This is a genomic window from Mesorhizobium sp. WSM4871 (assembly GCF_055811295.1).
On sequence record NZ_JBVVPU010000015.1, the window covers coordinates 111,224 to 135,484 of the forward strand.

General features: G+C 62.4%; 26 protein-coding genes, 1 other RNA gene and 1 pseudogene. 9 read left to right on the forward strand and 19 right to left on the reverse strand.

Features of this window, described 5'->3' with window-relative positions; all coding sequences use genetic code 11:
- Positions 1–55: 55 nt before the first annotated feature.
- Complete coding sequence (locus tag AC0L2H_RS27225; protein WP_097573541.1) at positions 56–379, reverse strand: ArsR/SmtB family transcription factor; 324 nt, start codon at positions 377–379, stop codon at positions 56–58.
- Between the two features lie 51 nt (positions 380–430).
- On the opposite strand from AC0L2H_RS27225, the gene AC0L2H_RS27230 reads away from it, so the two are divergent.
- Genes AC0L2H_RS27230 through AC0L2H_RS27245 form a run of 4 tightly spaced genes read left to right on the forward strand, consistent with a single transcriptional unit; the run spans position 431 to position 2,243 of the window.
- Complete coding sequence (locus AC0L2H_RS27230; protein ID WP_473593123.1) at positions 431–913, forward strand: SRPBCC domain-containing protein; 483 nt, start codon at positions 431–433, stop codon at positions 911–913.
- A 22-nt stretch (positions 914–935) separates the two neighbouring features.
- Positions 936–1,331 (forward strand): VOC family protein, encoded by a 396-nt coding sequence (locus tag AC0L2H_RS27235; protein WP_473593124.1) that lies wholly within the window; start codon positions 936–938, stop codon positions 1,329–1,331.
- Between the two features lie 52 nt (positions 1,332–1,383).
- Positions 1,384–1,746: a hypothetical protein gene (locus tag AC0L2H_RS27240; RefSeq protein WP_473593125.1), complete on the forward strand. Its 363-nt coding sequence runs from the start codon at positions 1,384–1,386 to the stop codon at positions 1,744–1,746.
- A 26-nt stretch (positions 1,747–1,772) separates the two neighbouring features.
- The gene (locus AC0L2H_RS27245; RefSeq protein ID WP_473593126.1) at positions 1,773–2,243 is read left to right on the forward strand and encodes an SRPBCC family protein; all 471 of its coding nucleotides are present in this window, start codon (positions 1,773–1,775) and stop codon (positions 2,241–2,243) included.
- 59 nt (positions 2,244–2,302) lie between these two features.
- Here AC0L2H_RS27245 and AC0L2H_RS27250 read toward each other — a convergent pair whose 3' ends face one another.
- The 4 genes from AC0L2H_RS27250 to ssrS form a co-directional block, all read right to left on the reverse strand.
- Positions 2,303–3,064 (reverse strand): TerC family protein, encoded by a 762-nt coding sequence (locus AC0L2H_RS27250; protein ID WP_473593127.1) that lies wholly within the window; start codon positions 3,062–3,064, stop codon positions 2,303–2,305.
- 70 nt (positions 3,065–3,134) lie between these two features.
- On the reverse strand, positions 3,135–3,959 hold the full coding sequence (locus AC0L2H_RS27255; protein ID WP_473593128.1) for a TIGR00282 family metallophosphoesterase: 825 nt from the start codon (positions 3,957–3,959) through the stop codon (positions 3,135–3,137).
- A gap of 98 nt (positions 3,960–4,057) precedes the next feature.
- Positions 4,058–4,645 (reverse strand): 5-formyltetrahydrofolate cyclo-ligase, encoded by a 588-nt coding sequence (locus AC0L2H_RS27260; RefSeq protein WP_473593129.1) that lies wholly within the window; start codon positions 4,643–4,645, stop codon positions 4,058–4,060.
- 93 nt (positions 4,646–4,738) lie between these two features.
- A non-coding RNA gene (gene ssrS, locus AC0L2H_RS27265) (6S RNA) lies at positions 4,739–4,894 on the reverse strand.
- Positions 4,895–5,066: 172 nt separating this feature from the next.
- On the opposite strand from ssrS, the gene AC0L2H_RS27270 reads away from it, so the two are divergent.
- The 5 genes from AC0L2H_RS27270 (at position 5,067) to msrB (ending at position 8,970) form a co-directional block, all read left to right on the forward strand.
- Positions 5,067–5,906 (forward strand): AAA family ATPase, encoded by an 840-nt coding sequence (locus AC0L2H_RS27270; protein WP_107652651.1) that lies wholly within the window; start codon positions 5,067–5,069, stop codon positions 5,904–5,906.
- A gap of 80 nt (positions 5,907–5,986) precedes the next feature.
- Positions 5,987–6,433, forward strand: a complete 447-nt coding sequence (locus tag AC0L2H_RS27275; RefSeq protein ID WP_473593130.1) for a GNAT family N-acetyltransferase — start codon at positions 5,987–5,989, stop codon at positions 6,431–6,433.
- 7 nt (positions 6,434–6,440) lie between these two features.
- A complete protein-coding gene (locus AC0L2H_RS27280) occupies positions 6,441–7,631 on the forward strand; it encodes a vWA domain-containing protein (RefSeq protein ID WP_473593131.1) in 1,191 nt (396 codons plus the stop codon).
- Between the two features lie 9 nt (positions 7,632–7,640).
- Positions 7,641–8,453: an MBL fold metallo-hydrolase gene (locus tag AC0L2H_RS27285; RefSeq protein ID WP_473593132.1), complete on the forward strand. Its 813-nt coding sequence runs from the start codon at positions 7,641–7,643 to the stop codon at positions 8,451–8,453.
- 112 nt (positions 8,454–8,565) lie between these two features.
- Complete coding sequence (gene msrB, locus AC0L2H_RS27290) at positions 8,566–8,970, forward strand: peptide-methionine (R)-S-oxide reductase MsrB (RefSeq protein WP_473593133.1); 405 nt, start codon at positions 8,566–8,568, stop codon at positions 8,968–8,970.
- Between the two features lie 50 nt (positions 8,971–9,020).
- Here msrB and AC0L2H_RS27295 read toward each other — a convergent pair whose 3' ends face one another.
- The 14 genes and pseudogenes from AC0L2H_RS27295 to AC0L2H_RS27360 form a co-directional block, all read right to left on the reverse strand.
- Positions 9,021–9,332, reverse strand: a complete 312-nt coding sequence (locus AC0L2H_RS27295) for a hypothetical protein (RefSeq protein ID WP_473593134.1) — start codon at positions 9,330–9,332, stop codon at positions 9,021–9,023.
- A gap of 7 nt (positions 9,333–9,339) precedes the next feature.
- Positions 9,340–9,780: a hypothetical protein gene (locus tag AC0L2H_RS27300; RefSeq protein WP_473593135.1), complete on the reverse strand. Its 441-nt coding sequence runs from the start codon at positions 9,778–9,780 to the stop codon at positions 9,340–9,342.
- Between the two features lie 54 nt (positions 9,781–9,834).
- Positions 9,835–10,095, reverse strand: a complete 261-nt coding sequence (locus AC0L2H_RS27305; protein WP_097573600.1) for a DUF2312 domain-containing protein — start codon at positions 10,093–10,095, stop codon at positions 9,835–9,837.
- Positions 10,096–10,278: 183 nt separating this feature from the next.
- On the reverse strand, positions 10,279–13,737 hold the full coding sequence (pyc, locus tag AC0L2H_RS27310) for a pyruvate carboxylase (RefSeq protein ID WP_473593136.1): 3,459 nt from the start codon (positions 13,735–13,737) through the stop codon (positions 10,279–10,281).
- Between the two features lie 173 nt (positions 13,738–13,910).
- A complete protein-coding gene (locus AC0L2H_RS27315) occupies positions 13,911–15,029 on the reverse strand; it encodes a branched-chain amino acid ABC transporter substrate-binding protein (RefSeq protein WP_473593137.1) in 1,119 nt (372 codons plus the stop codon).
- 139 nt (positions 15,030–15,168) lie between these two features.
- Positions 15,169–15,516: a DUF6867 family protein gene (locus AC0L2H_RS27320; RefSeq protein ID WP_107652659.1), complete on the reverse strand. Its 348-nt coding sequence runs from the start codon at positions 15,514–15,516 to the stop codon at positions 15,169–15,171.
- 17 nt (positions 15,517–15,533) lie between these two features.
- Positions 15,534–16,265 (reverse strand): ABC transporter ATP-binding protein, encoded by a 732-nt coding sequence (locus tag AC0L2H_RS27325; protein ID WP_473593138.1) that lies wholly within the window; start codon positions 16,263–16,265, stop codon positions 15,534–15,536.
- Positions 16,262–17,764, reverse strand: a complete 1,503-nt coding sequence (locus AC0L2H_RS27330) for an ATP-binding cassette domain-containing protein (protein ID WP_473593139.1) — start codon at positions 17,762–17,764, stop codon at positions 16,262–16,264. Before AC0L2H_RS27330 ends, AC0L2H_RS27325 begins: the two co-directional genes overlap by 4 nt.
- Positions 17,764–19,278 (reverse strand): annotated as a pseudogene (livM, locus tag AC0L2H_RS27335) (high-affinity branched-chain amino acid ABC transporter permease LivM); the annotation flags it as partial. The gene AC0L2H_RS27330 and the pseudogene livM, both read right to left, overlap by 1 nt.
- A gap of 85 nt (positions 19,279–19,363) precedes the next feature.
- Positions 19,364–20,266 (reverse strand): branched-chain amino acid ABC transporter permease, encoded by a 903-nt coding sequence (locus AC0L2H_RS27340; protein ID WP_107652663.1) that lies wholly within the window; start codon positions 20,264–20,266, stop codon positions 19,364–19,366.
- Positions 20,267–20,604: 338 nt separating this feature from the next.
- Positions 20,605–21,606: a 4-hydroxyproline epimerase gene (locus AC0L2H_RS27345; RefSeq protein WP_473593140.1), complete on the reverse strand. Its 1,002-nt coding sequence runs from the start codon at positions 21,604–21,606 to the stop codon at positions 20,605–20,607.
- A 9-nt stretch (positions 21,607–21,615) separates the two neighbouring features.
- Positions 21,616–22,854, reverse strand: a complete 1,239-nt coding sequence (locus tag AC0L2H_RS27350; protein ID WP_473593174.1) for an NAD(P)/FAD-dependent oxidoreductase — start codon at positions 22,852–22,854, stop codon at positions 21,616–21,618.
- A gap of 14 nt (positions 22,855–22,868) precedes the next feature.
- Positions 22,869–23,318: a GNAT family N-acetyltransferase gene (locus tag AC0L2H_RS27355; protein ID WP_473593141.1), complete on the reverse strand. Its 450-nt coding sequence runs from the start codon at positions 23,316–23,318 to the stop codon at positions 22,869–22,871.
- Positions 23,319–23,328: 10 nt separating this feature from the next.
- On the reverse strand, positions 23,329–24,222 hold the full coding sequence (locus tag AC0L2H_RS27360) for a dihydrodipicolinate synthase family protein (RefSeq protein ID WP_473593142.1): 894 nt from the start codon (positions 24,220–24,222) through the stop codon (positions 23,329–23,331).
- Positions 24,223–24,261 lie beyond the last annotated feature (39 nt).

Here is a 24,261-nt window from a genome sequence, read left to right on the forward strand (position 1 = left end):
AGCCGCGCCGTCGGCCTGATGCGTGACACCCACACGACAGGCCTGCCGCAACCGCTCACCCCTCGAGATCGGACCTCAGCCGGTCGATGATGCTGATCGCGTGGCCGGCATATTGGCTGATCCAGCGGTCGTGGATCTGCTTGATCGGCAGCGCGTTGAGATGGTTCCAGCGCTCGCGCCCCTCGCGCTTTGCCACGATCAGCTCGGCCTCTTCCAGCACCTTCAGATGCAGCATGACGGTGCAGCGGTCCATGTCGGCAAAGGCCGCGCAGAGCATGCCGGTGGTCTTCGGCTCATCCCTCAGTTCGTCCAGCAATTCACGCCGGCGCGGATGCGCCAGCGCCTTGAAAACATTGTCGTCTTGCGATCGGCTTGACATGTTATGTTTATATAACATATCCTTGAGCCAATCAAGGAAGGAGCTGTGGATATGTCTCTTGGATTCAGGGTTTCCGGACGCATCGGCAAGCCGGTTGCCGAAGTCTTCGACGCCGTCGTCAATCCCAGGAAGCTCAGCGGCTATTTCACCACCATCGGCGGCGCCAGCGCGCCGCTGGTGGCGGGTGCCGGCGTCCTCTGGTGGGGCAAGGTCCCGGTCGAGGTCGACGAGGTGGAGAAAGATCGCCGCATCGTGCTGCGCTGGGACGCCACCGATGCCGGCAGCAAGCCGGCCTACAAGACGCGCATCGAGATGAATTTCGAGCCGCTGGACGACGGCGGCACCTTCGTCACCATCGCCGAGACCGGCTGGCGCGAGGACGCTGTCGGCCTGAAGAAATCCTACCTCAATTGCGAAGGCTGGTCGCAGATGCTGGCCTGCATGAAGGCCTATGTCGAACACGGCATCAATTTGCGCGACGGCTACTATCGCAGCGAGATGAAGGGCGAGCCGGCCAACGAGACCAATATTTGAGCGACCGTAAGGGAGATCCGCGATGAGAAAAGTAACGCCATTCCTGATGTTCGAGGGCAGGGCCGAGGAGGCAATGGCTCTCTATTGCGAGACCATTCCCGACAGCAGCATCCTTGAAGTCACACGCTACAGCCCCGGCGAAGACGGACCGGAAGGAACGGTCAAGCTGGCGCGCTTGTCCATTGGCGGCGGCCTGGACGTGATGGTCTTCAACAGCCCCGTCCACCATGCCTTCACGTTCACACCGTCGGTCTCGCTCTATGTGGATTGTTCTTCCGAGGAGGAACTGAACCGCATTGTCGAGACGCTGGCAAAGGATGGCGCGTTCCTGATGCCGCCCGATAATTATGGTTTCAGCCGCCGTTTCGCATGGCTGAACGACAGGTTCGGGGTCTCCTGGCAGATCAATCTGGCATAGCGAGGTCAGCGCCGGGCCGACCACAACAACTGAGCCAACAACGGAGCCAGCAATGAACGCGAAGATCACCGGCGGTATCAACATCGCCATGAAAGTGCCCCCGCACCAATACCAGGACACGATCGCCTTCTACCGCGATGTCGTCGGCCTGAAGCCGTTCACCGCCAAGGCGCCGGCAATCGGCTTCGAGCTTGGTCCCAACCGCCTGTGGATCGATGAAGCGCCTATGCTGAGCCAGGCCGAGGTCTGGCTGGAGCTGTTCACCGACGATTTTGCGGCCGCCGCCGATCATTTCTCCAGGGCTCGCGTCGTGCGTTGCGACGCCATCGAGCCTTTGGGCGAGGGCTTCCGCGGCGGCTGGATCAGCAATCCGGCCAATATCATCCACATGGTGCGCGAGCCCGACGCTTGGTGAGCGCCAAAGCCTGAAAGGAGCATCCCATGGAGATCCGCGAAAACCCGACAGCCGAAGCCGGCATGCTGATCCGCCGGCCGGTCGCAGAAGTGTTCGAAGCCATCGTCGATCCGGCCATCACCACGAAATTCTGGTTCACGCACGGCAGCGGCCGGCTGGACAGCGGCAGGCAGATCCGCTGGGAATGGCGTATGTACGACGTCTCGGCGACGGTCGATGTCAGCGAGATCGTCAAGGACAAGAAGATCGTCATGCAGTGGAGCGAGCCGCCGACCACCGTGGTCTGGACCTTTACCGAAATGCCTGGGAGTGCCACCTTTATCGAGGTCCGCAATTTCGGCTTTGCCGGCAATGGCGACGAGCAGGTGAAGGAGGCCATCGGCTCGACCGGCGGCTTCACGCTCGTGCTCGCCGGAGCCAAGGCATGGCTGGAGCAAGGCCTGACGCTTGGCCTGATCGGCGACCGCCACCCGAAGGGCCTACACTCGTCATCCTAGGGCGGAGCAAGGAGCGAAGCGACGCGCGTAGACCCTAGGATGACGAGGTGATGCAAACATCAATGCCCGCCGCCGGATTTCTTCCGCCGCCGCGACAGCATGTTGAGCCCCTCGACCAGCGCCGAGAACCCCATGGCCGCATAGATGTAGCCCTTCGGTACGTGGTAGCCCATGCCGTCGGCGATCAGCGTCATGCCGATCATCAAAAGGAAGCCCAGCGCCAGCATGACGATGCTCGGGTTCTTGGCGATGAAATCGGCGAGCGGCCCTGCCGCCAGCATCATCACGGTGACCGCCACGATCACGGCGATGTACATGATGGCGATCTCATCGGTCATGCCAACCGCGGTGATGATCGAATCGATCGAGAAAACGAGATCGAGCAGCAGGATCTGGAAGATGGCGCCGGCGAGCGAAATCTGCAGCGTCTCGCCCATCATCGAATCCTTGTGATCGTCCGGATCGACCGTGTGGTGGATTTCCTTGGTCGCCTTCCAGACAAGGAACAATCCGCCGGCGATCAGGATCAGGTCGCGCCAGGAGAAGCCATGGCCGAAGGCGGTGAACACCGGCGTGGTCAATTGGACGATGATCGAGATGGTGGCCAGCAGCACCAGGCGCATGATCAGCGCGGCGGAAATGCCGAGCCGGCGGGCGCGGGCTCTTTGTGCCTCCGGCAATTTGTTGGTGAGGATCGAGATGAAGATCAGATTGTCGATGCCGAGCACGACCTCCAGCACCACCAGCGTCAGCAGCGCAACCCATGCGGTCGGGTCGGACACAAAGGCGAAATACGGCGCCAGGAATTCGATCAGCTGCATGGAGGTCGTCCCCTCTACGATCTAGAGCAGTTTCGTCGCCAATTAGGTATCGCAAGCGTGTATATCAATGTCACGACCAGAAGGACGGGGCGGTTTCTTCCAGCCGCGGTCCGCGGCGAAACGGCGCAATCTTCTCGGTCAGGCCGGTCCGGTCGGAAATCTCGACACCGACGCCGCACAATGTCGCCGGTCCCGTCGCCGCCTCGAAGCGGCCTTTCGGCACCTTCGACAGGAACCGGTTGAGCGGCTCCTCCTTGTCCATGCCGAGCGAGGAATCATAATCGCCGCACATGCCGGCATCGGACATATAGCCGGTGCCGCCATTGAGGATCTGGTGGTCGCCGGTCGGCATATGTGTGTGGGTGCCGACGACCAGGCTGGCGCGGCCGTCGACGAAATGCGCAAAGCACATTTTTTCCGAGGTCGCCTCGGCATGGAAGTCTATAACGACAACATCGGCCTGCTCGCCGAGCGGGCAGGCCATCAGTTCGCGCTCGCCGGCCTGGAACGGATCGTCGAGTTCGGGGTGCATGAACACCCGCCCCATGATGTTGGTTACCAAAACGCGCGCGCCGTTCCTGGCGATGTAGACCCCGGAGCCGCGCCCCGGCGTGCCCTTGGGAAAATTCGAAGGGCGCAGAAAGCGCTCCTCGCGTGGCGCGAAGACCAGCGCATCGCGCTGGTCCCAGACATGATTGCCGGTGGTGACGACATCTGCGCCTGCGGCAATCGTCTCGCGAAATATCTCCTCGGTAATGCCGAAGCCGCCGGCGGCGTTCTCGCCATTGACGATGACGAAGTCGAGTTTGAAATCCGAGATCAGGCCGGGCAGTTGTTCCCAGACCGCCGTGCGTCCCGTCTTGCCGACCATGTCACCGAGGAAGAGAAGTCTCATCTAAGCATGATCCCGAACCGAAAGTCAGCGCAGCCAAAAGTTGCATGACTTCTCGGAAAGATCTTTTTTCGGAAAAGAACATGCGCTCAGGAAACTATCTACAATTGTGGCGCGAAGCGACGCAACCCGCTCTCGGTGAGTATTTCCGGGATGACCACGTCATGATCCTCATCCGGGACCAGCGCCACCTCCTGGCAGTCGAAGGCGACGCCTATCAGCCGGGGCGTCATTCCTTTGTCGACCAGCCTGGCGATGGCGCGGTCATAATAGCCGGCGCCGTAACCGATGCGATGGCCGCGCGCGTCGAAGGCGGCGAGCGGCACCAGCATCACCGAGGGATCGAGCACCGCAGCCTCCTCATGCGGTCCGACGGTGCCGAAGCCCATCTCGACCATCGGCGCACCGCGCACCAATTCGCGAAAGACGATGGTGGTCTTGTCGAGTATGGCCGGCAGGCAGAGCCTTGCGCCTTTCTCGCGGAGGGCGAACATCAGCGGCCGGACATCGACCTCCGAGCGCATCGGCCAGAAGCCGGAGACGATCTGGCCCGGCTCGACATCGAGGTGATCCCGCGCCGTCTCGGCCATTTCAAGCGCTACTTCCACCCGCCAGAATTCGTCGAGCGCATCGCGGCGCCCGAGCGCTTCCTTGCGCAGCTGTTTTTTCAGTTCTTTTGATGAGGTCATGCGCCGACGGTAGAAAAGGTCAAATCTGGTTGGAGCTTTGGGAGCGACGTTTTCCACCGCATGATCCACTAAAAATGGATCTCTTGCGCCGAGTGACGATCCACACAACCGGTGGAGAAGTCGATCCCGGGTGCCTACAAAGTAGGTGGGCGCCGTGTGAGAAAACCCACGGGTCTTCCCAGGGACAGCTCCCTAAGGATCGTTAAGGCCCCGGGGAAAAGTGTCTCCTGCCGGGAAGCGCAGACCGTCAGACCCAATATAGGCCGACGGCAGCCCGAGCGCCAGAGAACGGCAGGGCAATTCGCTGCAAATCCCTGGCTGACAGGCAGCATCGCCACGAAGTTCCGCCATGCGCTTGGCCGCAACGCTTGCGCTGGCCAGGCCGTCTCCTTACGGTCGCCGGAAAAACCGAGGAGCAGAGATGCGTTTTGAAGGCACGGCGGCCTATGTCGCCGACAAGGATCTGATGGTGGCGGTCAATGCGGCGATCGCGCTGGAGCGGCCCTTGCTGGTCAAGGGCGAGCCCGGCACCGGCAAGACCGAACTTGCCCGCCAGGTGGCGGCAGCACTCGGCCTCGACCTGATCGAATGGCACGTCAAATCGACGACCAGGGCGCAGCAAGGACTCTACGAATATGATGCCGTCTCGCGGCTGCGCGACAGCCAGCTCGGCGATATCAGATTCAACGACATCAGGAACTACATCAAGCGCGGCAAGCTCTGGGAAGCCTTCGCCGCTGGCAAGAAGGTCGTGCTTCTGATCGACGAAATCGACAAGGCCGACATCGAATTTCCCAATGACCTGCTGCAGGAACTCGATCGGATGGAGTTCTTCGTCTACGAGACCGGCGAGACCATCCGCGCGGCAGTCAGGCCGATTGTCATCATCACCTCCAACAATGAGAAGGAGTTGCCTGACGCCTTCCTGCGTCGCTGCTTCTTCCACTATATCCGCTTTCCCGATGTCGACACGCTGCACAGGATCGTCGACGTCCACTATCCCGGCATCAAGCAGAACCTGGTGCGCGCCGCGCTGACCCAGTTCTATGAGATTCGTGAGGTGCCGGGCCTGAAGAAGAAGCCGTCGACCTCCGAAGCGCTCGACTGGATAAGGCTGCTTGTCGCCGACGACATCGCGCCGGAGGATCTGCGCGGCGACCCGAAGAACGCGCTGCCCAAGCTGCACGGCGCATTGCTGAAGAACGAACAGGACGTGCATCTGTTCGAGCGGCTGGCCTTCATGGCGCGGCGGCAGCAGTAGCGGTTTCTCCGGCTGTGGACCGTTGCAGCAGAGCAGACGGAAAGGCAGCTTCGGGCCTGAACTTCGCAGGAGAGAGAGAAATGACCGAGATCACCGTCCGCCCCTTGGCGCAATCCGACCATGCTGACTGGCAGCGCCTGTGGACAGCCTACCTCACCTTTTACGAAACCCAGCTGCCGGAAGAGGTCTATGCCGTCACCTGGAAGCGGCTGTTCACGGCGGGCGAGTTCGAGCCGAAGGGTTTCATCGCCACCCTCGACGGCAAGGCGGTGGGTTTGACCCACTATCTCTACCATCGCTCCTGCTGGTCAGAAAAAAACAACTGCTACCTGCAGGACCTTTTCGCCGACCCCGAGGTGCGCGGCAAGGGTGTGGGTGCTGCGCTCATCGAAGCGGTCAAGCGGGAAGCCGGCAAGATCGGCGTCAAGAATGTCTACTGGATGACCCACGAGACCAACGCCACGGCACGCAAGCTCTACGACTATGTTGCGCGCCGGACCGGCTTCATCGAGTACGATCTGCTGTAGATAGACCATGTTCATCCCCTTCTTCCTCGAACTGAAAGCCGCGCGCGTTCCCGTTTCGCTCAGGGAATATCTGTCGCTGCTGGAAGGGCTGGAGGCCGGGCTGATCGACTATGACGTCGAGGGCTTTTATTACCTCGCGCGCACCGCCTTGGTGAAGGATGAGCGTCACATCGACCGCTTCGACCAGGTGTTTGCACATGTCTTCAAGGGCATTGAAGCTCTGGGCGGCCCAGATGCCGTGGACGTCGCGAACATCCCCGAGGAATGGCTGCGCCGGCTTGCCGAAAAGCACCTGACCGACGAGGAGAAAAAGCTGGTCGAGGCGCTCGGCGGCTTCGACAAGCTGATGGAGACGCTGAAGCAGCGGCTGGAGGAACAGAAGGGCCGCCACCAAGGCGGTTCGAAATGGATCGGCACCGGCGGCACCTCGCCCTTCGGCGCCTATGGCTACAATCCCGAAGGCGTGCGCATCGGCCAGCACGAAAGCCGCCACCGCCGCGCCGTCAAAGTCTGGGACAAGCGCGAGTTTAGAAATTTCGACGATGCCGTCGAACTTGGCACCCGCACCATCAAGATCGCGCTGAAGCGCCTGCGCCGCTGGGTGCGCGAGGGTGCGGAGGAGGAGTTCGACCTGCCCGGCACCATCCATGCCACCGCCGAGCACGGCTATCTCGACGTCAAGACGCGGCCCGAACGGCGCAATGCGGTGAAGCTGCTGATGTTCTTCGATGTCGGCGGCTCGATGGACGACCACATCAGGAGCGTCGAGGAGTTGTTTTCGGCCGCCCGCGCCGAATTCCGCCAGCTCGAATATTTCTACTTCCACAACTGCCTTTACGAGGGCGTATGGAAGGACAATCGCCGCCGTCATGCCGAGACAATTCCGACCTTCGATGTCATCCACAAATACGGGCCCGACTACAAGGTGATCGTCGTCGGCGACGCCTCGATGAGCCCTTACGAGATCGCCCATCCCGGCGGCTCGGTTGAGCACTGGAACCCCGAGGCCGGCGCCATCTGGCTCGGCCGGCTGCTTCAGCAATGGCCGAATGCGATATGGCTCAACCCGGAAAGCCCTGAGAACTGGGGTTTTACCCATTCGATCGCCATGATCCGCGACATCTTCGGCGGCCGCATGTTTCCGCTGACGCTCTCCGGGCTCGAGGCCGCCACGAAGCAGCTTTCACGCAAGCATTGAGCAATTCCCATGACTGGTGCGACGACGACCTGTTTCCTCTGCCTGCAATGCGGCATCCAGTTCGCCCCCAGCGAAGCGCCGCCGGAACGTTGTCCCGTGTGTGAGGACGAGCGGCAATATGTGCGCTGGGAAGGCCAGGCCTGGATCACGCCGGAAGTGCTCGCGGCGGGGCATCGGCTCGTAATGAAGGACGATGCCGGCGTGCTCGCCTTCGGCATCGAGCCACGCTTTGCCATCGGCCAGCGAGCGCTGCTGGTCGAAACGCCGCACGGCAATGTGCTGTGGGACTGCATCTCGATGGTCAGCGATGAGGCGGTGGCCGAGCTCAACCGGCGAGGCGGCCTTACCGCGATCGCCATCTCGCACTGCCACTTCTATTCGGCGATGGTCGAGTGGAGCGAGGCCTTTGGCGGCGTGCCGATCTATCTGCACGCCGATGACCGCAAATGGATCATGCGGCCACATCCGGCGATCATCGCTTGGGAGGGCGAAACGCGGGCCATAAACCCTTCGCTGACACTTATCCGCTGCGGCGGCCATTTTGCCGGCAGCCAGGTGCTGCACTGGAAGCGCGACGATGGTAACGCCATGCTGACCGGCGATACGGTGCAGGTGACCCCGACGCGCCGCCATGTCAGTTTCATGTACAGCTACCCGAACCAGATTCCGCTCAATGCGGAGGCCGTGTCCCGCATTGCAGCGGCACTGGAATCGTTCGAGTTCGACCATATCTATGGCGCGTGGTGGGACCAGAACGTCATCGGCGACGCAAGGACAGCATTCAAGGCATCCGTCGCGCGCTACCTCGCGGCGATCGCCTGAGCAAACCTATGCGGGATGATCGAAAATGCGGGCAAACGCCGTAACAAATGCCTATCTTCGTCCGAATATCACTTGCAACCAAGAACGAGCCGCCAAGGCTGAGGAGATTTCAATGGACACCCACGCCTACCCCGTCACCCGCACCGATGCCGAATGGCGCGCCCGGCTCACACCGGAACAATATGCGGTCATGCGCGGCCACGGCACCGAGCGGCCGGGAAGCTGCGCCCTGCTCTACGAGAAGCGCGCCGGAACATTTTCCTGCGTTGGCTGCGACCAGCCGCTGTTCGAATCCAAGCTGAAGTTCGAGAGCGGCACCGGCTGGCCGAGCTTCAACGATCCGGTGCCCGGTTCGGTCGAGACCACGACCGACCGCAGCTACGGCATGGTCCGCACCGAATGCCACTGCGCCCGTTGCGGCAGCCATCTCGGTCACGTCTTCGAGGACGGCCCGCCGCCGACCGGCCTGCGCTACTGCATCAACGGCGTGGCGCTGAAATTCGAGCCGGCCGCCTGAGCCGCGTTTCGATCGTCACCTTTGCAAAGGGCGGCTTCGGCCGCCCTTTTTCATGCCACCACCACCAGGATCAGCCACAGCACGGCACCGATCATCATCAGCGAAGCCTTGAAGCCACCGGACCTTTCCGCGCTTCGCCAGACGGCAAGGGTGAGAAAGATGTTGTAGGGCACCGGTGCGAAATGCACGGCGAGAACGAGGGCAAGCGGCATTTTCAGCCCGAGCAGGATGAGTGCCAGCACCGACGCTGCAATATTGATCGCCGTGCCGACGATGACCAGGTCGCGCCAGAACAACCTGTCGAGCGGCGCCGGGCCATGCCACCGTAAGCGGAAGAAGGATCTGACGCCCTCTGGGTACACCGGCGATCTATCCCTCTCTCAAAACCTCGATCACGGCGCGTTCGACGCGCGAAGCCTCCGTCACCAGCCAGTCGGCCATCGCCGGCCAATTGTCCTCGGCAAAGCAGTTCACCCGCCACATCGAATTGATGCCAAGGCCCTGGCAACTCTGTTCAGGCCTAAGCTTCAACCTGTCTTCGATCGCCGGCTGGAAGGGCTTCAACCGCGACCAGGCGTCCGTGGCACCGAACTTCTCGTTGCGGCCGAAGAAGACCCCGACATGGTTCTGCGCCGGCGCGACATACATGGAAAGAACCAACGCGAAGTCGGGCAGCCCGCGCTGCCAGAACCAGGGTCCGCGCCGCGCCATCAGGGCCTTTTCTTCCGGATGCCGTTCCGCAAACAGCGTCCAGAAGCCGCGTTGGCGGAATTCAGAGGCGCGGCGGGCGCCAAAGTCGAATTCGCTCATGGTTCGACCCGTCGAGGGCGCGCCGCAACAAGCGCGCCAGGGCTGTTACCGGCCTTAAACCATGCCGAGCGCGGCCTTGTACAGGTCGAGGATGGTTTCCTCTTCCTGACGCTCCGCCTGATCCTTCTTGCGCAGCCGGATGATCGACCGCATTGCCTTGGTGTCGAAGCCGGTGCCCTTGGCTTCGGCGAACACTTCCTTGATGTCGTCGGAGATCGTCTTCTTTTCTTCCTCGAGCCGCTCGATGCGCTCGATGAAGGCGCGCAACTGGCCGGCGGCAACAGTCTGGCTGGTCTCGGTGATGTCGTCGGCCATTTTTCTCTCCGCTTCGTTTTTCATGCCGCGACTCGGGATGAACAGGCGGCAAATTTGAGCGGGTTCGATGCCCGACCGCGCGCGGCGGGTCAAGCCGTTATCGATGTGGCAGGAGGGGTTAGGCACACCCCAAGGTGTGTTGAGATTGAGGGCAGATCAGCATCACCTGAATATCAACGCACCTTACCCGAAGGCGATCAGCAAATCCTTCGCATCGATCTGATCGCCGGCCTTGACCAGCACTTCAGCGATCGTGCCGTCGCGCTCGGCATGCAGCGCCGTCTCCATCTTCATTGCCTCGATCGACAGCAGCACGTCGCCGGCCTTGACCGCCTGGCCGGCGGCAACGGCGAGTGCCGAGACGACGCCCGGCATCGGCGCGCCGACATGCGCCTCGTTGCCGGGCTCTGCCTTGCGCCGCGCCTTGGCGGCGGAGGCGCCATGCGCGCGGTCCGGCACCTTGACGCGACGCGGCTGGCCGTTGAGCTCGAAGAACACGGTGACCATGCCCTTGTCGTCGACGTCGCCGATGGCGAGGCACCGCACCACCAGCGTCTTGCCCTTTTCGATGTCGACGAAAATCTCATCCTCCGGCTTCATGCCGTAGAAATAGGTCGGCGTCGGCAGCACACTGACCGGCCCGTAAGTTTCCTGCGCGGCGGCAAAGTCGGAGAACACTTTCGGGTACATCAGCCACGAGGCGAATTCATACTCCGAGAGCTTGCGCTCGAGTTTTTCCTCGATCTCCTTGCGGCTTGCCTTGAGATTGGCCGCTTTCAGAAGCGAGCCCGGCCGCGCCGTGATCGGCTTGTCACCTTTCAACACCTTCTTCTGCAGGCTCGACGGCCAGCCACCGGGTGACTGGCCGAGATCGCCGCGCAGCATCGAGACGACCGAATCCGGGAAGGCGATATCCTTGCTGGGGTTCTCGACATCGGCGACGGTCAGGTCCTGGCTCACCATCATCAGCGCCATGTCGCCGACAACCTTGGAAGACGGTGTCACCTTGACGATGTCGCCGAACATCAGATTGACGTCGTGATAGGTCTGCGCCACCTCGTGCCAGCGCGTCTCCAGCCCGAGCGAGCGCGCCTGTTCCTTGAGGTTGGTGAACTGCCCACCCGGCATCTCGTGCAGATAGACTTCCGACGCCGGTCCCTTCAAATCGCTCTCGAACGCGGCATACTGGTTGCGCACCGCTTCCCAGTAGAACGAGATCTTGCGGATCCATTGCGGGTCGAGGCCGGGATCCCGCTCGGTGCCCTTCAGCGCCTCGACGATCGAGCCAAGGCAAGGCTGCGAGGTGTTACCCGAGAAGGAGTCCATCGCCGCGTCGATGGCATCGACGCCACTCTCCACCGCCGCCAGCACCGTAGCCGCCGACAGGCCCGACGTGTCATGTGTATGGAAATGGATTGGCAGATCCGTTTCATCGCGCAGCGCCTTGAACAGCGCGCGGGCAGCACTCGGCTTGAGCAACCCGGCCATGTCCTTGACCGCGATGATATGGGCGCCAGCCGCTTGCAGCTCCTTGGCCAGCCCGACATAGTATTTGAGGTCGTACTTGGCCCGCGACGGATCCAGTATGTCGCCGGTGTAGCAGATCGCCGCCTCTATCAGTTTGCCCTCGGCGCCAACCGCGTCCATGGCGACGCGCATGTTGTCGACCCAGTTCAAACAGTCGAAGACGCGAAACAGGTCGATGCCGCCGGCGGCGGCCTGTTTGACGAAATGCTGGACAACATTGTCGGGATAGTTGGTGTAGCCGACGCCGTTGGCGCCGCGCAAAAGCATTTGCAGCAACAAATTGGGCGCGGCGTCACGCACCAGCGACAGCCGCTCCCACGGATCCTCGGTGAGGAAGCGCATGGCGACGTCGAACGTCGCGCCGCCCCAGCATTCGAGCGACAAAAGCTGCGGCAGCGCGCGCGCATAGGTACCGGCAATGCCGGCGATGTCATAAGTGCGCACGCGCGTCGCGAGCAGGGATTGGTGCCCGTCGCGCATCGTCGTGTCGGTGACCAGCACCTCTTTCTGCGCGCGCATCCAGGCCGCGAATTCCTCCGGCCCGAGCGCGTCGAGCTTCTGCTTGCTGCCGTCGGGCACGTTGCCGTTGAGGTAAGGCACAACGGGCGCCGCCGCATCCGCCTTCGGCTGCGGCCGGCCGCGCGTCTCGGGATGGCCGTTGACCGAGACGTCGGCCAGATAGTTGATGAGCTTGGTCGCGCGGTCCTGCCGCTTCACACTGGCAAACAGTTCCGGCGTCGTATCGATGAACTTGGTCGTGTAGGAGTTGTCGGCGAAACTCGGGTGATTGATGATCGCTTCGAGGAAGGTCAGGTTGGTCGCCACGCCGCGGATGCGGAACTCGCGCAGCGCCCGGTTCATGCGGGCAATGGTCTCGGCCGGCGTCGGCGCCCAGGCCGTAACCTTCTCCAGCAGCGGATCATAGAAGCGGGTGATGACCGCGCCCGAATAGGCGGTGCCGCCGTCGAGGCGGATGCCGAAGCCGGTCGCGCCGCGATAGGCGGTGATGCGGCCATAGTCGGGGATGAAATTATGCTCGGGATCTTCGGTGGTGATGCGGCACTGCAACGCATGGCCGTTCAGCCTTATGTCCTTCTGCGCCGGCACGCCCGATTCAGCCGTGCCGATGGCGAAGCCGTCGAGGATGTGGATCTGCGCCTTGACGATGTCGATGCCGGTCACCTGCTCGGTGACGGTGTGCTCGACCTGGATGCGCGGATTGACCTCGATGAAATAGAATTTGCCGCTGTCGGCATCCTGCAGGAATTCGACCGTGCCGGCGCCGACATAGCTTGTCTCGCGGGCGATCTTCAGCGCGTAACCGCAGAGCTCCTCGCGCAGGGACTGCTCGAGATAAGGCGCCGGCGCCCGCTCGACGACCTTCTGGTTGCGGCGCTGGATGGAACAGTCGCGCTCGAATAGATGCACGGCATTGCCATGTGTGTCGCCAAGCACCTGCACCTCGACATGGCGGGCGCGCTCGATCAGCTTTTCGAGATAGACCTCGTCCTTGCCGAACGCGGCTTTCGCCTCGCGCTTGCCTTCAGTGACTTCCCGGGCAAGGTCGGCCTCGGAGCGAATGGCGCGCATGCCGCGCCCGCCGCCGCCCCAGGAAGCCTTCAGCATCACCGGGTAGCCGACCTCCTTGGCCAGTTTCTTGACCGCCTCCATGTCGTCGGGCAACGGATCGGTAGCAGGGATCACCGGCACGCCGACCTCGATGGCGAGATTGCGCGCCGCGACCTTGTTGCCGAGCCGGCGCATCGTCTCCGGCCTGGGGCCGATGAAAACGATGCCGGCTTGGGCGCAGGCCTCGGCGAATTCAGGGCTTTCCGACAAAAGCCCATAGCCCGGATGGATGGCGTCGGCGCCCGAAAGCCTGGCGACGCGGATCACCTCCTCGATCGACAGATAGCTTTCGATCGGCCCCATGTCCCGGTTGAGGTGCGGCCCGCGTCCGACCTGGTAGCTTTCGTCGGCCTTGAAGCGGTGCAGCGAGTACTTGTCCTCCTCGGCCCAGATCGCCACGGTCTTGAGGCCGAGCTCGTTGGCCGCGCGAAAGACGCGGATGGCGATTTCGGACCGGTTGGCGACAAGGATCTTCGTGATTGCCAAGGACAAGGCTCCGGATATGGAGGGATGGGGCTGAGGCAATGATTAGCGTGAAAATGCTGCAGTGCAAACAAAATCGCGCGACATCTAAACCGATTTAAATCGATTGTTTGCGCCATCAACGAAAAATGCCCGGCGCGAGGCGCCGGGCATTCGAATTGTCGTCGCCGACAGGCTTACATCTTCTGGATGTAGGTGTACTTGCCGTCGTCGCCCTTCTTCCATTCGTACATGACGTAGCCGGGCAGCGTCGGATCGCCCTTCGCGTCATAGGAAAGGTCGCCCAGCACGGTCTTGAACGGGCCCTTTTCATGAAGCGCCTTGGCGACTTCCTGCGGATCGTTCGACTTGGCGGCCGTGGCGGCTGCGGCAATCGCTTGCGTCGCGGCGTAGGAGTAGAGCGTGTATGCCTCGGGCTCGAAGCCCTGGGCGCGGAACTTCTCGACGAGTTCCTTGTTGGCCGGGATCAGGCGCGGATCCGGGCCGAACGTGTTCAGCGTACCCGCGACCGCGTCGCCGGCGATCGAGGCCAGTTCGTTCGACACGATGCCGTCGCCCGAAACCAGCGTCGCCTTGAGGCCCTGGTCGGCTGCCTGGCGGATGATCAGGCCGGCTTCGGTGTGCAGGCCGCCCCAATAGATGATGGAAACGCCGGCTTCCTTCATCTTGGCGATCAGCGCCGAGAAGTCCTTGTCGCCGACATTGACGCCTTCATACATGACTTCCGTCACGCCGGCGGCGTTCATCGCCTTCTTGGTTTCGTCGGCAAGACCCTGACCGTAGGTCGTCTTGTCGTGGATGACCGCGACCTTGGCGTCCTTGAAGTTCGCCGCGAGATAGGCGCCGGCGATGCTGCCCTGCTGGTCGTCGCGTCCGCAGGTGCGGAACGTGTTCCACAGGCCACGCTCGGTGAACTGCGGGTTGGTCGCGGCCGGCGTGATTTCGAGGATGCCGTTCTCGGCGTAGACTTCAGACGCCGGGATCGAGACACCCGAGTTGAAGTGGCCGACCACGAACTTGACGCCGTCACCGACGAACTTGTTGGCGACCGAGATGCCCTGCTTCGGATCGGAGACGTCGTCGCCGATCGAAAGCTTGATCTGCTCGCCATTGATGCCGCCGGCCGCATTGATGTCGGCGACGGCCGCCTCGGCGCCCTTCTGCAATTGCGCACCGAAGGCGGCGTTCGGACCGGTGATCGGACCGGCGACGCCGATCAGTACGTCAGCCCACGCGCTGCCGCCGAACGCGACAAGCGCGGTCAGGGCGACGGCGGACAAAAGTGATTTTCTCATGTAAAACGCTCCCATTTACGGAGTGGGCGTGAATGATGCTTTCATGCGATGCCCACTCTTACTCGCAGAAAGCGTACTTTGCCGATTTTCAGGCACTTGTCACGCCGATTCATTTTCGAAACGGCGTTAATGATGAACGTCAACCTTTTGGTTTCCAGCTCAAAAGCGATGCTCTTTCGTAGAGCCAATTATACTGTGTCACCATCTGATTGGTGCGCGTGTATTGATAGCCGATGAAGCCCAATATCATCAGCACGATAGTGTCGACGACATAGTAATGCAGCGAGAACATCGTGCCGTTGAACAGCGCGTGATGGATGAACCTTACAGCGAGGCCGAGGCCAAGCAGGTAGGCGAACAGCTGGAGGAAGCTGCGCCATGTCTGGGCGCTGGCCTTGCCCGTCATCCATGCCGCCCAGCCGCCGAGCAGGCAGGTGACGAAGAAGAACTGCCAGATCGAGGGTTCCTCGTAGAGAATGCCCTGCATCACTTCGACTCCTGAACTCAGTGGTGGCCGCCTTCGAGATAGGCGGCGCGCACTTCCGGATTGGCGAGCAGCTCCTTGCCGGTGCCGCTCATCGTCACATTGCCGTTGACCATGACATAGCCGCGCGTGGCGAGCTTCAGCGCGCCGAACGCGTTCTGCTCGACCAGGAACACGGTCAGCCCCTGCGTACGGTTCAGCTCGCGGATGGCGTCGAATATCTGCTTGACGATCAGCGGCGCCAGACCGAGCGACGGCTCGTCGAGCAGGAGCAGCTTGGGCCGCGCCATCAGCGCGCGCCCGATCGACAGCATCTGCTGTTCGCCGCCCGACAGCGTGCCGCCGCGCTGGGCAATGCGTTCCTTCAGCCGCGGGAACAGCGTGAACACCTTCTCGACGTCCTCGTCATAGTGCTTGAGGTTGTCGAGGCTGGCGCCCATCTGCAGATTTTCCATCACCGTCATGCGCGGGAAGATGCGCCGGCCCTCCGGCGACTGGGCGATACGCATGCGCGCGATCTCGTGGGTCGGCAACTGGGTGATGTCGGTGCCGGCGAATGTGATCGTGCCCGCGCGGGCCCGTGGCGCACCGAAAATGGTCATCATCAGCGTCGACTTGCCGGCGCCGTTGGCGCCGATGAGCGCCACGATCTCGCCCTGCTTGACGGTGACGTCGACGCCGTTCAGCGCCCGGATGTTCCCGTAGTAGGTCTGGACGCCCTTGATATCGAGCAGCGTTGTCCCGGCCGTCATTTGCGCCCTCCGCGCTTGCCCGCCGCGGGCCTGGCAGCTGTCTTCCCTGAGGGGTGGCTGGTTTCCACCTTGCCCGCATCGACGCGGCGCGAGAAGCCCGTCTCCTTGCCTTGGCTCAGAAGCCTGGCCTGCTCGACCCATTCCTCGCGCGAGATGCGCCCGTCGAAAGCGAGATAGGCTTCGGCCGCCTCGACGTCGGACTTCTTCCATGCCGCGATCTGGTCGAAGTGGAAGATGCCATGCTGATTGAGCTTCTGCTCGTTGACCGTGCCGATGCCCTTGATGCGGGTCAGATTGTCGGCCGTGCCGCCGCGGGGCGCTGCGAGCCGGTTCGAAACCCCTGATGTCTTCGGCACCACCGGCGCCTTGGCAGGCGACTTTGCCGGGGATTTCGCGGCGGAAGATCTTGCGGTCGGTTTGGCTGCCGGAACAGCGGCCAGCGAGGCGGGCTGGCTTGCCGACTTCGCGCGGGCGTCGAACTGGCCGGCTTTGGAGGCGCCTTTCGACACCGTGATGCGTTCGCCCTCGCTGTGGCCGACCGTGTCGGTCACCGGACCGGCGAGATAGGAAGACGATGTGCCCGGGCCATGCGCCGAATCCGGACCGATATCCAGCTGCTCGATCACGTCTTCGTCGCCAACCTCGGTCAGCACCGTCTCGACCTCCTCGTCGTCAACGCCGAGATAGGCGGCGATGACGCGCGGGTCGGTGCGCACCGATTGCGGATTGCCGTCGGAGATCTTGCGCCCGTATTCGAGCACCACGACGTGGTCGGATATCTGCATCACCACAGACATGTCGTGCTCGATCAAAAGGATCGAGGTGCCTGACGTGTTCTTGATGTCCATCAACAAAGCGTTGAGCGCCAGCGATTCCTTCGGGTTGAGGCCGGCGGCCGGCTCGTCGAGACAGAGCAGCTCCGGCCCCGTGCACATGGCCCGCGCGATCTCCAGGCGCCGCTGTGCGCCATAGGGCAGGTCGCCGGCCGGATCGTCGGCGCGGTCGACCAGGTCGGCCTTCTCCAGCCAGTGCTTGGCGAGATCGATCGATTCGGCCGATGCCTTGCGATAGCCGCTGAAGCCGAACAGGCCGAGCACCGTATAGCCCGACGCCTTCATCAGCTTGTTGTGCTGGGCGACCAGAAGGTTCTCCAGAAGCGTCATGCCCGAGAACAGGCGGATGTTCTGGAAGGTGCGCGCCACCTTGGCGCGCGCCGGGATTTCATGGTTCGGCAGGCGTTCGAGCAGATAGGTGCTTCCATCCTGTCGGTTGAGCGTGATCATGCCTTCCGACGGTTTGTAGAAACCGGTGATGCAGTTGAACACCGTGGTCTTGCCGGCGCCGTTCGGCCCGATCAGCGCCGTGATCTCGCCGCGCCGAGCCTGGAAGGAGAGGTCGCCGATGGCGACCAGGCCGCCGAACTTCATCGACAGATGCTCGACCTGCAGGATGGCGTCGTTCGTGCCCGGATTGGTTTTCTGAATCGAGCTCGCACTCATCAGCCGTGACCCTCCTTGGTGAAGGAGCTGGAAACAGCTCTTCGTTCCTTCAGGAAGGCGGTCGGCTCGCGGCTGCCGACGAAGCCGCGCGGCTTCCACAGCATGACGATGACCATGGCCATGCCGAACAGCAGCATGCGGTAGAGTTCCGGCGTGAAGTCGGGACCGAAGACCTGCTTGAGGAAATCCAGTTCGCGCAGCACCTCGGTGCCGCCGATCATCACCATGGCGGCGACGGCGATGCCGACCAGCGAGCCCATGCCGCCCAGCACGACGATGGCAAGGATGATCGCCGATTCCAGGAAGATGAAGGATTCGGGGCTGACGAAACCTTGCCGAGCCGCGAAGAACGATCCGGCGAAGCCGCCGAACATGGCGCCGGTGGCGAAAGCGGTGAGCTTGGTGGTGGTGGTGTTGATGCCGAGCGAGCGGCAGGCGATCTCGTCCTCGCGCAGCGCTTCCCAGGCCCGGCCGACCGGCATGCGCCGCAGCCTGATGGTGACGAAGGCGGTGAGCAGGCAAAGCCCGAGGATCAGATAGTAGAGGAAGATCTTGTAGTAGGCGCTCGACGTGGCGATGTTCAGCACCTTGGCGATATAGTTCGGGTCCGAGACGTTGAACGTCATCAGGCCGAAGAAGGTGACTTTGGGAATGCCGGAAATGCCGGCCGAGCCATTGGTGACCTCGCGCCAGTTGATCAGCACGAGGCGGATGATCTCGCCGAAGGCAAGTGTGATGATCGCCAGATAGTCGCCGCGCAGGCGCAGCACCGGAAAGCCGAGCAGCACGCCCCAGAAGGCGGCCATGGCGCCGGCGGCCGGCAGCAGGATCCAGAACGACAGACCATATTGCGTGCCGAGCAGCGCATAGGCATAGGCGCCGACTGCGTAGAAGGCGACATAGCCGAGATCGAGCAGGCCGGCGAGGCCGACCACGATGTTCAGGCCCCAGGCCAGCATCACATAGATCAGGATCTGGATGCCGAAATTGTCGACCCATTTCAGCGAGCCCTGGAAACCGGCCGCCATCGACCCGCCGTAGAGGGCAAGCGACAGCACGACGATGATCGGGTAGAGCGCCAGCGCGGCGACGCCGAGTGCCGAGAAATGGGCATGGATGAAGGCCCGGAAATAAAACAGCACCGAGGCCAGGGCGTAGATGATCGCCAGCGCCCGCACGAATCGTGCATAGCCGGCAAGAGCCGGTCCCAGCAGCCCGTCAAGCGAACTGGCCAGGACAAGCAGCAGGGCCGCGATGACGATGGCCGCGATGAAATAGGGCAGCCGGAAGAACCGCGTCGCCACGCTGTCCGGCAACAGGCCGGTGGCGACATCGGCGATCTTCTGGTTGGCGAGGAAAGGCTGGCCATAGGCGACATAGAGGAACCGCCCGACGGCCGTAGCGATCACCACTGTCGCCAGCAGGCCCCAGCGCGTGGTCAGGACCAGTTCATTGGAGATGTTCTGACCGGTCTTCAGCCCGATGAACAGCACGAACAGACCGAGCGCGATGGCGCCGGCATAGAACGCCTCGCGAATAGCGCGCTGCACGGGAGTGGCGACGACGTCGCGCTCCGGGGATACGGTAACCGCCATGATCTCAGACCTTTTCGACTTCTGGCCGGCCCAGAATGCCGGAAGGCAGGAAGATCAGCACGATCGCCAGGATGGAGAAGGCGGCGACGTCCTTGTAGTCGATCGAGAAATAGGCCGACCACATGCTCTCGATGAAGCCGATCATCAGCCCGCCGAGCACGGCGCCTGGCAGCGAGCCGATGCCGCCGAGCACTGCCGCGGTGAATGCCTTCACGCCGGGCACGAAGCCGTCGGAGAAGGCGATGACGCCGTAATACATCAGGAACAGCGTGCCGGCGACGGCGGCAAGGGCCGCACCCATGATGAAGGTGATCGAGATGGTGCGGTCGACGTCGATGCCGAGCAGCGCCGCCATCTTGCGGTCCTGCTCGCACGCCCTTTGCGCTCGCCCGAGCGAGGTCTTGTTGACCAGATACCAGAACAGCGCCAAGAGCAGCGCGGTGACGACGACGATGATGATCTGCTTCAGCGACACGCTGATGCCGTTAATGTTGTAAACTTGGCTGACCATCGGCGGGATCGGCTTGTTGCGCGGGCCTTGCGTCACCTGGACGAAGTTCGACAGCGCAATCGACATGCCGATCGCGGTGATCAGCGGCGCCAGCCGGAACGAACCGCGCAGCGGCCGGTAGGCCACCTTCTCGATTGTCCAGTTGTACAGGCTGGTCAACAGCATCGCCACGATCATCATGACCAGGAGCGCCACGACCACCGGCACCGAATAGAACATCGCGCCGAGGATGAGGAAAACGATGAGGGCGGTGAAGGCGCCGACCATGAAGATGTCGCCATGGGCGAAATTGATCATGCCGATGATGCCGTAGACCATCGTGTAGCCGATCGCGATCAGCCCATAGATAGATCCCAGCGTCAGCCCATTGATAAGCTGCTGGACAAAGTACTGCATACTACCGTGGCTCCCCTGGAATGTCGCCCGGTTCCGGGTCGCACTCCTTTTCGTATTTCCCCTAGTCGTAAAGTTTCGAGCCCGGATTGCAACGTGATTTTTCAATCGTCATGCGTGTTTTCCCGACACGCCATCGGATTGCCCCGTTTTACCATCCGGCCCCTGGACTATCGCGGACCCTATCATTGGCACAACGCAATGTCTTTGACGATTCAGTCGTATCATGCACCTCGTTTCGAAGAAATCGCCGTCAAAATAAGTTGATGTGAGGGATCGTTGCGCTGGCGAGTCGCAATCCTTTTCACGCGTCCTTGCTTTCCGCTGGGTCAGGATTCTCCTTATTTGACGATGAATCCATGTGCGAACGGGTCGCGGTCGTCGATGAAGATGGTGTTCAATCCAGTCATGCGCGCCCAGCCGCCGATCGAGGGAATGATCGCCGGCTTGCTTGCCACCTGGACCTCTTTCTCGACCTTGCCCTTGAACAGCGAGCCGATGATCGATTCATGGATGAAGTCGTCGCCGACCTTGAGCTTGCCCTTGGCGTGAAGCTGCGCCATCCGCGCTGAGGTGCCGGTGCCGCAAGGCGAGCGGTCGATCGCCTTGTCGCCATAGAACACGGCGTTGCGGGCATGCGCCTGGCTGTTGGTCGGCTTGCCGGTCCACAGCATATGCGACAGCCGGTTGATGCCGGCGTTTTCCGGGTGCACGAAGGAATATTTCTCGTTGAGCCGTTGCCGCACCACCGGGCTCCAGGCGATCAGGTCGCCCGCCGAGTGGTCGGCCATGTCGCGATAATTCTTCTGTGGCTCGACGATGGCGTAGAAATTGCCGCCATAAGCAACGTCGACGCTGATCTCGCCCAGTCCCGGGCATTCGACCGTCAGCCCTTCGGCATGGAGGAAGGATGGCACATTGGTGATGCGCACTTCTTCGACGTACTCGCCGACCTGGCTGTATTCGGCGATGACCAGGCCGGCCGGTGTATCGAGCCGAAGCACACCCGGCGTCTTCGGCTTGATCAGTCCGTGCTCGATGGCAAAAGTCACCGTGCCGATGGTGCCGTGGCCGCACATCGGCAAGCAGCCCGAGGTTTCGATGAACAGGATGGCGATGTCGCAATCCGGCCTGGTCGGCGGATAGAGGATCGAACCCGACATCACGTCATGGCCGCGCGGCTCGAACATCAGCCCGGTGCGGATCCAGTCATATTCGGCCAGGAAATGCGCCCGCCGCTCCATCATCGTCGAGCCCTCGAGCAGCGGTCCGCCTCCGGCGACGAGCCGCACCGGATTGCCGCAGGTGTGACCGTCGATGCAGAAGAAGGAATGGCGCGCCATGTTTGGACCTTATCGGAAACGGTTCGGAGAAAAGGCGGAAAGATCAAGCGCGGGATTTTGCGCGAGAACAAGCTCGCGGATCAACCTTCCGGTGGCCGCCGCCTGGGTCAGGCCGAGATGGCCGTGGCCGAAGGCATAGACGATATTGCCGGCCGGCCGGGCGCGGCCGATCACCGGCAGCGAATCCGGTAGTGACGGCCGGAACCCCATCCATTCGCGGCCGCCGGAGGGATCGAGCCCCGGCAGGAAGTTTTGCGCCTTGCGCAGCAGCGCCTTCGATCTGTTATAGTTGGGCGGCCGCTCGATACCGCCGAGTTCGACGGCGCCGCCGACGCGCAGGCCCGTTTCGAGCGGCGTGATGACGAAGCCATGCCCGGAGAAGATCAGCATCCGCTTCACGTCGAAGGCGCTCTTCGGCAACGTCGTGTTGTAGCCGCGCTCGGTCTCCAGCGGGATACGGTCGCCGAGATCGTTCGCCAGCAGATGCGACCATGCCCCGGCAGCGACGACGAGATGTCTTGCTTGTCTGGTGGCGCCATCGGCCAGCGTCAATGTCGCGCCATGCTGGCTCGCTTCGACATGGTCGATTCGCGCTTTTTCGAAACGCGCGCCTTTGGTCTCGGCATAGGCCCAGACCGCCTTGCCCAGCAGCTTCGGATCGGCAACCGTCTTCCACCCAGGCACAAACGTGCCCTTGACGAAGCGCGGCGACAGGCCGGGCTGCAAGGCGGCGAGAGCATCGCCCTCGACATGGCTGAAGCCGATGTCGAAGCGCTTGCGCGCCGCCCAGCCCGGCAGCGACGCCTTGAACTCGGCCTCGCTCTCGTAAAGTTCGAGCGAGCCGTCCTCGCGCAGCATCCGTCGGGTGCCTGAACGATCGAGCAGCCCCATCCATTCCGCCTCGGCGAGCTTCATTATGCCGGCCTGGGCAGCGAGGCTCGCCTCGTATTTTTCCGGTGCGCCGGCGCGCCAGAACCTGATCAGCCAGGGCAAAAGCTTCGGCAGATAGGCCGGCGGTATGCTGAGCGGGCCGAGCGGGTCGGCGAGCCATTTCGGCAATTGCCTGATCATGCCCTTGTGGGCCAGCGGCAAGACGTCGGAGAAGGCAAAGGCCGCGGCATTGCCGGAACTTGTTTCCTCGCAGATGCCCGTCCGATCGAAGATCGTGACATCTCGCCCCGCCTCGGCCAGATAGGCAGCGGCGCAAATACCGATGATGCCGCCTCCGACGATGGCGATGTCCAACATCTGGTCTGGCGCCGTCACGACGGCATTTCTCCGGTGTTGAGGACCTTTGTCATCAATGGGTTTTTTCGGTCGGGCCGGGCGGCCACCCAGCCGAGGCGTTGATAGAACCCCTCTGCCTCCTTGGCGGCGTTGACTTCAAGCTGCTCCAAACCAAAGCGGCGCGCATAGCTCTCGACTTCCTGCATAAGAATCCGGCCCAGGCCGCGCCGCTGCAAATTCGGTTCGATGGCGACAAGCCTGACAATGCCGAGGCGTGGACCGGCAATGTCCAGTCTGGCAGTCCCTACCGGCGCGCCATCGTGCATGAGGAGCAGTGGATGATTGCCCGCAAGACGGTCATCAGGATGCCGCTCGTCATAACCATCCAAGCCCCGGCCGTCCCAAAGAACGCGCTTGCGGATACGGTGATATGCCGCCCAGTCTCCATCGCTTTCGACGCGCTTGAGATGGATCCGAGAAGGCATATGACGTTCCTCAGAACTGCGGCAGCTTCGGCCTTACCGCCAGCGCATCCCTCACGATCTTCTCGACCGCCTTGCGGCGCTCGCCCGACAGCGGCTGGCGCGGCATGCGCACGCGGTCGTTGGTATCGATGGCAAGAACCTCGGCGAGCTTGATGTTCTGCACCAGATAGGTCGACACGTCGAGGTCGAGGAGCGGCCGGAACCAGCGGTAGATGCTTAGCGCCTCCTCGCGGCGGCCCTGCTTCATCAACTGGTAGATGGCGACGGTCTCGCGCGGAAATGCGGTGACCAACCCTGCCACCCAGCCGATGGCGCCGACCGACAGCGCCTCGAACGCCAGATTGTCGACGCCGGTGAACAGGTCGTAGCGGTCGCCGAAGCGGTTGATGATCTCGGTCGAGCGGCGGATGTCGTCGGAGGATTCCTTGATGGCGACGAAGCGCTTGTCCGAGGCCAGCTCCTCCATCTGGTCGACGGTGACGTCGACGCGGTAGGCAAGCCGGTTGGAATAGATCATGACGGGCAGGTCGCCTGCCTCGGCGACGGCCTGCAGCGCGGCAACCGTCTCCTGCGGATTGGTATGATAGATCGGGCTCGGGACCACCATGAGCCCGTTGGCGCCAGCCTTCGCCGCGCGGCGCGCGATGCTTGCGGCCTCGCGGGTGCCGGCTTCGTTGACCGTCAGCAGAACCGGCTTCTTGCCGGCAACCTTCTGCGCGGTCTTCAGCACCTCGATCTTCTCGTCATGCGACAGCATCGGCCCTTCGCCGAGCGAGCCGCAGACGATGATGCCGTCACAGCCGGCCTCCATCTGCAAACCAAAGCAGCGCTCCATCTCGGCATGGTCGAGGTGGTCATCCTCGGTGAACTTGGTCGTGACTGCGGGGAAAACTCCGGCCCACATGGCGCTTGCTCCTTCTGATATATCAGCCGTATATTTGTT